This window comes from Anaerococcus sp. AGMB09787 (assembly GCF_022808955.1).
Classification (GTDB): Bacteria; Bacillota; Clostridia; order Tissierellales; family Peptoniphilaceae; genus Anaerococcus.
The window spans coordinates 1-9093 of the sequence record NZ_JAKZEY010000038.1 but is presented as its reverse complement, the minus strand read 5'-3'; the positions used below and the strand labels follow the sequence as shown (position 1 = coordinate 9093).

At 37.0% G+C, this 9093-nt stretch carries 8 protein-coding genes; 4 read left to right on the top strand and 4 right to left on the bottom strand.

The genetic code is table 11. The features are described from left to right. Nucleotides 1-30 precede the first annotated feature (30 nt). Both MUN42_RS07670 and MUN42_RS07665 read right to left on the bottom strand, forming a co-directional pair. On the bottom strand, nt 31-588 hold the full coding sequence (locus tag MUN42_RS07670; protein WP_243344103.1) for a manganese efflux pump MntP family protein: 558 nt from the start codon (nt 586-588) through the stop codon (nt 31-33). 514 nt (nt 589-1102) lie between these two features. Continuing rightward, entirely contained in the window at nt 1103-1645 is a 543-nt protein-coding gene (locus tag MUN42_RS07665; RefSeq protein WP_243344102.1) for a hypothetical protein, read from the bottom strand. A 1155-nt stretch (nt 1646-2800) separates the two neighbouring features. On the opposite strand from MUN42_RS07665, the gene MUN42_RS07660 reads away from it, so the two are divergent. The 4 genes from MUN42_RS07660 (at nt 2801) to hydE (ending at nt 6473) form a co-directional block, all read left to right on the top strand. Further along, on the top strand, nt 2801-4012 hold the full coding sequence (locus MUN42_RS07660; protein ID WP_243344101.1) for a S41 family peptidase: 1212 nt from the start codon (nt 2801-2803) through the stop codon (nt 4010-4012). After that, entirely contained in the window at nt 4013-4711 is a 699-nt protein-coding gene (locus MUN42_RS07655; RefSeq protein WP_243344100.1) for an acyl-ACP thioesterase domain-containing protein, read from the top strand. Next, nucleotides 4704-5288: a hypothetical protein gene (locus MUN42_RS07650; RefSeq protein ID WP_243344099.1), complete on the top strand. Its 585-nt coding sequence runs from the start codon at nt 4704-4706 to the stop codon at nt 5286-5288. Before MUN42_RS07655 ends, MUN42_RS07650 begins: the two co-directional genes overlap by 8 nt. A 141-nt stretch (nt 5289-5429) precedes the next feature. Further along, the gene (gene hydE / locus MUN42_RS07645) at nt 5430-6473 is read left to right on the top strand and encodes a [FeFe] hydrogenase H-cluster radical SAM maturase HydE (RefSeq protein WP_243344098.1); all 1044 of its coding nucleotides are present in this window, start codon (nt 5430-5432) and stop codon (nt 6471-6473) included. 45 nt (nt 6474-6518) lie between these two features. On the opposite strand, the gene hydF is transcribed toward hydE, so the two are convergent. Further along, the gene (gene hydF, locus MUN42_RS07640; RefSeq protein ID WP_243344097.1) at nt 6519-7664 is read right to left on the bottom strand and encodes a [FeFe] hydrogenase H-cluster maturation GTPase HydF; all 1146 of its coding nucleotides are present in this window, start codon (nt 7662-7664) and stop codon (nt 6519-6521) included. A 1-nt stretch (nt 7665) separates the two neighbouring features. Further along, complete coding sequence (gene hydG / locus MUN42_RS07635; RefSeq protein ID WP_243344105.1) at nt 7666-9090, bottom strand: [FeFe] hydrogenase H-cluster radical SAM maturase HydG; 1425 nt, start codon at nt 9088-9090, stop codon at nt 7666-7668. Between the last annotated feature and the right edge of the window lie 3 nt (nt 9091-9093).

Here is a 9093-nt window from a genome sequence, read left to right as displayed (position 1 = left end):
ACTGGTGGAAGTCCGTCCCACCAGTAAACTTTATTGGAAAAATAAATGCTCTATTAATATTTTTGTACCTAGACCTATTAGGATAAGCCCTCCTGCAAGGTCTGCTATCTGCTTGCTCTTTAGACCAAGCCTTGTTCCAATCTTAAAGCCTATAATAGATAGGACAGCTGTTACAACTCCTATAGTTGTAGCTGCATTTATTATATCTATTTCCAAAAAGGCAAGGCTCACACCGACAGCAAGGGCATCAATTGATGTAGCTATACCCATCTTGATAAGGTTAGCAAAGTCTAGCCCCCTATTTATTTCACAATAAGGATTCCTAGCTTCTTTAATCATCTCAAGACCTAGGAATAGCAAAAGGAAGAATGCCACCCAGTGGTCTATTGCCTTGATAGACGCTGCGAAGCTATGCCCTAGCAAAAATCCTATCAGAGGCATTAGGCCTTGGAAAAATCCAAAGCATAGCCCGACAGATAGACTGTCCTTAAGAGAATGACTCACCTCAGAAAGCCCCTTACAAATGCTTGCTGCAAAGGCATCCATGGCAAGTCCAACCGACAAAACTAATAATGATCCTATATCCAAAATTCCTCCTCTACATAAAAAAATCTTTGTATTAATAGTTTAGGAACACAAAAAAGAAGGGAAATCCCTACTTTTCAAAGTCCCCTTCTTAGAAGTTTATTATTTTCTTAATTCTTTAATTAATTTTTGAGCCTTTTTATAAGGACATATGATTGATCTATTAAAGCTTCTAAATAGCCTTTGATACTTTTAAATTTTTTAGTATTTAATATTTTATAGATTTACTTGTAATTTCCTATTGCCTTACAATCTAAAACATCTTTGATATATTCAATGCTTTATTTATAGACTTCTATAGACTTCTTTTTTAGAATATTTAATGTTTTTGTAGGTATTAGTTTTATGAATTCTTCTTTTACTTCAATTTTTTTGGACTTTTTCCTTGTGCTCATCGTCTTCTGTAGTCACATAAGCTGATTGAATCAATCCTTAATTTGTTAAGTTGTTTCTACTGCTAGCAATCCTATTGAAGTGTTAAGAATAATACCCAATTTCTTTTTTTGATATTTTATTCTTATCTATATTTTTCTAATATAGCTCTTGCATTTTCTATCAATATATTTGATTGTTCAAGTAAGGACAATAGATTTTGCCTTATGTTTTTAACTGTTTCTGGATAATTGTCAAGTAAGATTCTTGCTGCAGTTGCATTATTTTGGTTATATTCGATTGATTTTTCTAGTTGATTTAATTTAAGATCTAACGCAGCCCTAGATCCTAAAGCAATTTTGGCTTCATTTATTCTTATGGTAGCTTCTCTGAGGTCATCAAAATTGTAGTTATTAATATTTGCTAATATACTTTTACCATGATTGACAGCATCTAAGTAAGTATCCTTTATTGATTGATCTATAACTATCCCATATGCTTCGGAACTAGTTACATTTATGCTATCATTTATTGCCATCTCTAACTCTTGTTTTTGTTGGATAAATTTTGTATTTTCATCTTCTTCAGCATAGGCTATGTTAGTATTTGAATGTGCCTCATAAGTAGATAATCCGCAAAATGCAAAGTTTGCAACAAGAATAGTTGCAAGAATTTTTTTTCTAATCATAATTTACCTCTCAATTTATTTTTCATATTAATTAAGCATTTCATCAGCTTTTTTGATAAGTTTCTATAATTGTTCAATCATCTTTTCAAGCTCGACCAAAACATTCTTAATAGTTAATGGTGGATAAGTAGTGCTTAAGATTTTAGCTACATTTGCAATTAATTGATTTTCTTTTTTTACTTTCTTAACTTTTATAATTAAATTATAAATTATCTAGTTTTTTAGACATTCATTAAGTATAGCAAGTATTGTTTTTTATTATCTGTAATAAGTTTTACAGTATCCATGGCTTGTTTTAATTCGTTTAGTGATTTTTCTGTATATTTATCACTATTGTTTTTTATATAGCTTCTGCAACTTTGATGGTGCAATCTAGCTTTTATTTGTTAACTTGGGTGTTCGGCATTTACTCTTATACTATCTTCGCTATTTATATTTTTGATGGCCTTTTAGTAGATATCTTTACTTATTCAATAACCAAGCTTATAGATTTTATATCCACATTATATTGCCTTATTAAGTTCATCTTTTAATTCAGTTTGAGCTTGTAAGTATTAGTTGTTTCCTATTGAAGGCTTTAACTCAATCCAAAATCTTTACTGACTCATTACTTGTAACTGCTTTGCTATCTAACTTATCTATAGAATTTTCTAAGAATTCCATTATATTTTTTATTTATTTTGATGCTTTTCTACAATATAGTTTATATTCGGGAAGTGAAGATAATTGGTCAAGAAATTTACGTTAACCCTTAGATTAAATCGAGGTCATTTTTCATCTTGCCTGAAGCAATTATATAAGTATATTTCTTTAATCTGTACACTGCCCTTGGATTGAATTTTTAATTTATTTAAACTTTCTTTGTAGTTTTTAATAATTGAACTTGCTTAATGATTAAGTTCTGTATCTGCTAATCGATAGTTATATCCTACACCGAGTATAATTCCACTTAGAAGACCTAGACTTAGCATCGACCTTATAAATTTATTTTTTATATCAACTCCTTCGTGCTCATTGAACAAAGTTTTTTATATTATTATACCCTTGAGAAAGCCTTTTAACATTGATATTTTTCTTTTCTGATGGAAAATTATCTTATATATTATAATTTTATCTGGTTTTGTGTTATGATATAAGTGAATTTATGGAGGAAGTATGAAAAAATTTGGAAAATTTATACTGGGCCTAGTTCTAGTTTTTGGAGTAGGCTTTACAGGTTTTATTATTGGAGGAAACTATAGGGCTGATATGGAAGGGGCCATAGTATCGAAGGAAGATGAGCATATCAAGGATATGAATCTCTTAAAGGCTTTGATTGACCAAAATTTCTTGTTTGACTATAAGGAAGAAGACCTTTACCAAGGATCCCTTAAGGGTATGTATGCCAACCTCGGAGATCCTTATACTGAGTATTTTACCAAGGATGAGTTTTCTAAACTTATGGAATCTCTCAATGGTAGGTATAAGGGCATAGGTGTTGTAGTTCAAGCTAGTAAGGAGGGTCTAATTCAGGCTGTTCAAATTTTTAAGGATTCACCTGCAGAAGAAGCTGGCATAAAGGTAGGCGACTACCTAATAAAGGTTGATGGAATAGAATATTCAGGAAGCAATATGGACGAAGCTGTAGCAAATATTAAGGGTGATGAAGGAACATCTGTTAAGATAACTGTCCTAAGAACTAGCGAGGATAATCCGAAGGGAGAAGAGTTAGAGTTTGAAGTAGAAAGACGTGAACTAGAAGTTGATACAGTAGATTCAAGGATTGTTGAAGAAGATGGCAAAAATATCGGCTACCTTCATATTAGGTCTTTTGATGATATAACTGATGAAGAATTTGACAAGGAATATAAGCAACTAAAGGATCAGGGAATAGATGGTCTGCTTTTGGATCTTAGAAATAACCCAGGTGGAGCCTTGGATGTTTGCCTAAATATAGCAGATACCTTCCTAGATAAGGGAGTTATTGTTACAACAGAAGATAAGAATGGCGATATAATTACAGAGGAAAGTGATGAGGACCACGATGACATCCCTATTACTGTTTTGATTAATGAAAATAGTGCATCAGCAAGTGAAATTTTGGCTGGAGCCTTAAAGGATAGGGGCAGGGCTAAGCTTGTCGGAACAAAAACTTTCGGTAAGGGTATAGTTCAAAAGATCTTCCCACTAGAAGATGGAAGTGGAGCCAAGATTACTGTAAGCGAATACCATACACCAAGTGGAGCAAAGATTAACAAGGTAGGGATAGAACCTGATATCAAGGCAGAAAATAAGGATAAGACCTACCAAATAAATCCTGATAATTTTGATGATGACGAAGTCTTTAATATGGGACTTGTAGTTTTGTTAGAAGAGATTGGAGAATAGATGAGAAAATCCATAACTTACAAAATAACTAACATCCTAACAGATAGTGAAGGTTACCTAAGTTTAAGAAATCTATCAGCTCTTATGTCAGATGTCGGTTATTTACAAGAAATTGATATTGAAGATAAAATAGATATGGGCAGGTATAGGTGGATTGTATACAAGTGGGATATAGAAATACTAGAGCCTATCAAACTAAATGATGAGGTTACAATCACTACTATCCCGACCCACATTAATAAGTTCTACGCTTATAGAGAATTCTTGGTAGAAAGGCAAGGATACCTTGTTGTTAGGGCGAGGGCTGACTTTATGCTAATAGATATAGATAGGCTAAGGCCAGTAAAAATCCCTGCAAAGATAGAAGAAGCCTATGGCCACGAAGAAGAAAGCCTTAGGCCACCTAAACTAAAATACTCTAAGGACCTAGACTTTGTAAAGGATATCCAAGTCAGAAGGGCAGATATTGATACCAACCTCCATGTAAATAATGGAGTCTACTTTGACTATGTAAAAGAAATAACTGGGATAAATGATAAGGATATCGAATACATCAACCTAGTCTATAGAAACGAAATTAGAAACAAGGACTTCGTTAAGGGCTATGCCAAGAGAGAGGGAGATATAATCGAGTATGCCCTTAGGTCTACAGAAGACGATATGGTTTATTCCCTAGGAAAAATAAAGCTCCATGTATAAGAAAGATTTTGGAAATATACCCAACAAGGACAAGATTATAGACTACCTATCAAGCGTGGATGAAGACTTTTTTGGTAGGTGGATAATCCACGCCTACCTCCTAGGCCTTATCTCAAAAAATATGGCAAAAAAATTGGGCCTAGATGAGGATGTGGCCTTTGCGGCAGGAGCCTTGGTCTATCTAGGAAAGACTCAAACGAGTGAAGATTTTATCTTTAGGACCTATGAGCTTTTGAGGGAGGATTCTTATTTTTATATAGGAAATACGGCCCTCCTTGCTTACTTTAAGGATAAGGACTTGCCTTCCCCAAGGAGAGATTTTTTGGAGAGATTCTTCCTAAAGTATGACCAATCTCCCTACAGTGACCTTGTTGCCTTCGTAGATAAGTTCTTGCTAGTCCTAGAAGAAAGAAAATATGGCAAAAATTTCTTGGACCAAAGGCTTGACCTTGATGAGGATAAATTTGAAAGGACCTATAGGGCCTACCAAGAAGCCCTGGGGGAAGATTTGACAAGTTATATACCAAGACTTAAAAAATCAAAGTTCCCCCTCAAGCTCTTCACCCAAGAGAGCTAGGAGGGCTTTGACTTATATTTGCAAAGAAAGTAAAGAGCAGTATATTATAAATGAATTTATTTTACCTAACCCATAGAGGCTGTTGCAAATAGACATTTGCGATGGTCTCTTGATTTTTATAAAGATTTTTAAGGCGAAAATATGGAATTAAAAAATACTAAATACTATGATGACCAAACTTTAAAAAGATGGATAGGGGATGATTCCCTAAATGATGAGCTTGCCACAAGGGCCAATAAAATAAGGCGAGAGATATATGGAGATAAGGTCTATGTTAGGGGTCTGATAGAATTTTCCAATATCTGCAAGAACAACTGCTACTATTGTGGGATAAGGGGAGCTAACAAAAATATAGCTAGGTATAGGCTATCTACCGAGGAGATAATAGCCACAGCAGACCTTGGCTACGACCTAGGCTATAGGACTATAGTCCTCCAAGGAGGGGAAGATGCTTATTATACCGATGATATCTTTGTAAGTATAATCGAAGAAATCAAGGGCCACCACCCAGACATAGCCATAACTCTATCCCTTGGAGAAAGGTCCTATGAGTCCTACAAAAGACTTTATATTGCAGGGGCTGATAGATATCTTTTGAGGGAAGAAACTTCTGATAAGGACCACTATTACAAGCTCCACCCAAGGGATATGAGTTTTGAAGCTAGGAGAAAGGCCCTCTTTAACCTAAAGGAAATCGGCTACCAGGTCGGTGGAGGCTTCATGGTAGGCTCTCCCTACCAAACTGACGATATGATAATCAAGGACTTGCGATTTTTACAAGAATTGGAGCCTGCCATGATAGGGATAGGTCCCTACCTTACCCAACATGATACTCCCTTTAGGGACTTTTCTAATGGGTCCTATAGGAAGACCTTGAGGCTGATATCAATCTTGAGGATCCTCTTTCCCTATGCCCTCATTCCATCAACCACATCCCTTGGTACAATCGATCCAAGGGGGAGAGAAGAAGGTCTCAAGGCTGGAGCCAATGTCCTTATGCCTAACCTATCTCCTACATCAGTTAGAGAGTCCTACGCCCTCTACGATAACAAGATTTGCACAGGAGAAGAGGCAGCCGAGTGTAGGGCCTGCCTAGAAGTTAGGGTAAAAAACGCAGGCTTTAGGATAGTAAGTGCCAGGGGAGATGTTATATCCTACAACAAAGAAACAAGACGATATAATTAAAAAATAAGCTTAGTCTAGGCAAAAACCTATGGCTAAGCTTTTTTCTTATTCTGGAAGTTTGATTTTATCCAAAATCCCCTTGAGTTTGGCTATAGTAATCCCGTAATTGGTCATGGGGATATTTAAATCTTTTGCCCTAGCTACCTTGCTAAGCATAGCAGTCCTATTTATCATACAGGCCCCACAGCTAATAATAAGGTCGTAGTCCTCATAATTTTTCTTCTCATCAACCCTTACAAAGTCAATCTCAAGGTCGGGGAATTTCTTCTTGAGGAGATTTGGGATCTTGACTCTACCTATATCTTCTTCTATAGGAGGGTGGGTACATTCTTCACTAATCAAAATCCTCTTGGGATTGTTGTCTAGGACCTTAGCTGATTCTACAAAGTAATCGAGGTCCCCCTTGAAGGCAGAAAAGAGGACCGAGAAGGATGTGAGGGGGATCTGGCCTCCTATTTTTTGATAGACTGGGCCAAAAACTTGGGAATCGCAAATCACAAGGTCAATTTTTTTAAAATTTGCCAAGGTTCTATCTAAATTTTCCAAATTCGTACAGATGGCACTAGCGTTCTTGTCGATAATCTCCCTTATGGTAGTAACTTGGGGCTTTATGAGTCGACCTTTGGGCGCTGCCTTATCTTGGGGCATAACCAAGAGGACGCTATCTCCTTCTTTGACTAGGGACTTGGTCAAGCTAAGCTCTTCTCTTTTGAAAACGTCTTTTATTCTTTCAAAGATCTTATCCCTATCAGTTGTATCTTTTATATTGACAGAGATTGGGTCCAGGGCCTTGTACTTTTCTATTAAGTCCTTAGCGTAACCCAAGTCATCCCTCATAGCAAGGTAAATTATCGGCTTGTTTTTGGATTTTAGGAGGTCGATAAGGCTTGTGTTCATTTCTTCAGATAGGCAATAAAGAAAGATATCACACTTATCGATCTGTTCTCTTGATTTTTGGTGGCGGATAGAGCCAAGGTCTGTCTTGTCCATAAAGCCTGCTGTATCTATAAAAAGAACTGGACCAAAGCCCGTGATTTCCATAGTTTTTCTTATAGGGTCTGTGGTAGTGCCAGCTATCTCTGATACTATGGAAGTATCGGTTTGGGTCATATAGTTAAGGAGGGTTGACTTGCCGGAATTGGTATTACCAAAGATTCCTATGTGAACCCTTTCGCTAATTTGTGTTTTCATCTTAGATATAGAGGTCCCTCTGACCCTCTTTTATTTTCTTTAGATTTTCTACAGTCCTTCTTCTTACTTCCTCGCTTGGGATACTCATAAGCTCCCTTTCGATAAGTCTTTCTGCATCAAGCCTTGTCTTATCACTTGCATAATCTATGGCATATTCTTCTAGGGTGGTGAGGGCATTTGGTTGGCAGATATTGCCTATGCCATGTTCTTTGACCATGGACATAAAGACCTCTCCAGTCCTTCCCTTCCTATAGCAGGCTGTACAAAATGATGGAATGTGGTTCATAGAAATTAGCCAGTCTATAACTTCATCCAGGCTCCTATGGTCAGATAATTCAAATTGGGCATTCTCTTCATTGCCATCATCTTCAGCCCCATAGCCCCCTACGGTAGTCCTGCTACCACCTGATATTTGGGATATACCGAGGTCTAGGAGTCTTTCTCTCATCTCTTGGCTCTCCCTTGTTGAAACTATCATGCCAGTATAAGGGGCTGCTATTCTTATGCAGGCTACGATTTTCTCAAACATTTCATCAGATAGGGAATTGTCAAAGTCGTTAGGGTCTATATCATCAGCTGGTTGGATCCTTGGGACAGATATGGTATGAGGGCCTACATTATTCATTGCTTCAAGGTGTTCTGCGTGCATCAATTGACCGACAAATTCATACTCATAGGAATCAAGTCCATACAAGACCCCAAGGCCCAAATCATCTATCCCACCTTCAAAGGCCCTATCCATGGCTTCTGTGTGGTAGGCGTAGTTTGCCTTTGGTCCAAACTTGTGGAGGTCTTCATAATTTTTCTTGTTATAGGTCTCTTGGAATAAAATATAGGTTCCTATCTCGGCCTCGTGGAGCTTCCTATAATTTTCTACAGTGGTGGCTGCTATGTTGACATTGACACGTCTTATAGCCCCGTTTTTGTGCTTGATATTGTAGATGGTATGGATTGACTCAAGGATGTACTCGATAGGGTTGTGGATAGGATCTTCCCCAGCCTCTAAGGCAAGTCGCTTGTGGCCTTGGTCTTGGAGGGCTATAACTTGCTCTCTTATCTCATCTTGGGAAAGCTTCCTTCTTGGAATTGTCTTGTTTTGACCATGGAAGGGACAATAGGAACAGCCATTAACACAATAGTTGGATAGGTAGAGGGGGGCAAAGAGGACTATTCTATTGGCATAAAACTTGTGCTTAAGCTCTCTTGCCAGGTTAAAAATTTCTTCGTTGAGGTCGTCTTCTTCACAAGATAAAAGGACGAAGGCCTCCCTGTGGTTAAGTCCCCTTGCCTTCTTTGCCTTGTTCAAAATATCTATGATTAACTTACGGTTGTGGGAATTGGCCCTACCGTAATCTATAGTTTCTAAAATTTCTGCATCATTTATAAATTCACTAGCGTCGCTAGATTTAACATCGTATTTTGCCATTTT

Coding starts and splice junctions, on each gene's coding strand:
- MUN42_RS07665 (WP_243344102.1), bottom strand. CDS start 1,645: ATGATTAGAAAAAAAATTCTTGCAACTATTCTTGTTGCAAACTTTGCA.
- MUN42_RS07660 (WP_243344101.1), top strand. CDS start 2,801: ATGAAAAAATTTGGAAAATTTATACTGGGCCTAGTTCTAGTTTTTGGA.
- MUN42_RS07655 (WP_243344100.1), top strand. CDS start 4,013: ATGAGAAAATCCATAACTTACAAAATAACTAACATCCTAACAGATAGT.
- MUN42_RS07650 (WP_243344099.1), top strand. CDS start 4,704: ATGTATAAGAAAGATTTTGGAAATATACCCAACAAGGACAAGATTATA.
- hydE (WP_243344098.1), top strand. CDS start 5,430: ATGGAATTAAAAAATACTAAATACTATGATGACCAAACTTTAAAAAGA.
- hydF (WP_243344097.1), bottom strand. CDS start 7,664: ATGAAAACACAAATTAGCGAAAGGGTTCACATAGGAATCTTTGGTAAT.
- hydG (WP_243344105.1), bottom strand. CDS start 9,090: ATGGCAAAATACGATGTTAAATCTAGCGACGCTAGTGAATTTATAAAT.